Below are 1,016 nucleotides of genomic sequence, written 5' to 3'. Positions count from 1 at the left end.
AACGTCAATGGCTCATTGGTGTTAGCGCACAGCATGCGTAAAGCGGGCGTGAAAAGCATCGTATTCAGTTCATCGGCAACGGTTTACGGTGACCCAGAAATAGTGCCGATTACGGAAGATTCACCAACAGGCGCAACCACCAACCCATACGGACGCAGCAAATATATGGTGGAGCAGTGCTTAAGCGATCTGTTCCATGCTGAAAACGACTGGAGCATCACCTTACTGCGTTACTTCAACCCAGTTGGCGCGCATTCATCGGGCAGCATGGGGGAAGACCCACAAGGTATTCCCAATAACTTGATGCCATTTATCGCCCAAGTCGCTGTTGGCCGCCGAGAAAAACTCGCGGTATTCGGTAGCGACTACCCAACCCCTGACGGTACTGGCGTACGTGATTACATCCATGTGATGGATCTGGCCGACGGCCACATCGCCGCATTGAAATCGGTGGGTGAGAAATCGGGTTTGCACATTTACAACTTAGGTACAGGTAAAGGCTCGAGCGTACTTGAGATGGTGGATGCGTTCGCGGCCGCTTGCGGTAAACCAGTGCCTTACGAGTTATGCCCGCGTCGTCCTGGGGATATTGCTGAATGTTGGGCAAGCACGGAAAAAGCTGAGCGTGAGCTAGGCTGGAAAGCAACACGCACGGTAGCTGAAATGACAGTCGATACGTGGAACTGGCAGTCAAACAACCCTAATGGCTATTCCCCGGAGTAATTGTAGTCGCGCGTTGCCATCTGCGCTTCTCACGGTTTTGGGAAGCTGAGTTTGAAGAATTTTAAAGAGTTGAGTAAGTAACATGTCGAATGTCGAATTTAACCCAGTGGATCATCCACACCGCCGTTACAACCCTCTGACTGGGCAATGGATTTTGGTTTCACCTCACCGTGCAAAACGCCCTTGGAGCGGCGCAGATGAAAAGCCCGCATTGGATGAGCTACCAAGCTATGACGGTAAATGTTTCCTTTGTCCAACCAACGAACGTATCTCTGGCGATGTTAATCCAGATT

Annotated in this window: 2 protein-coding genes; both read left to right on the top strand. The window is 51.0% G+C overall.

Going from position 1 to position 1,016, the window contains the following annotated elements; translation table 11 throughout:
* Positions 1–723: UDP-glucose 4-epimerase GalE (gene galE, locus R7P35_RS26450; RefSeq protein WP_318093464.1), on the top strand; the 723-nt coding region annotated here is incomplete at its 5' end.
* An 82-nt stretch (positions 724–805) separates the two neighbouring features.
* Positions 806–1,016, top strand: a 211-nt coding sequence (gene galT / locus R7P35_RS26445) for a galactose-1-phosphate uridylyltransferase (RefSeq protein WP_318093463.1), incomplete at its 3' end; no start/stop codon positions are given.

Source organism: Vibrio sp. Vb0304, assembly GCF_033338995.1.
GTDB classification, from domain to species: domain Bacteria; phylum Pseudomonadota; class Gammaproteobacteria; order Enterobacterales; family Vibrionaceae; genus Vibrio; species Vibrio alginolyticus.
The sequence above is the reverse complement of the archived record's forward strand: the minus strand, read 5'-3'. Positions and strand labels throughout refer to the sequence as shown.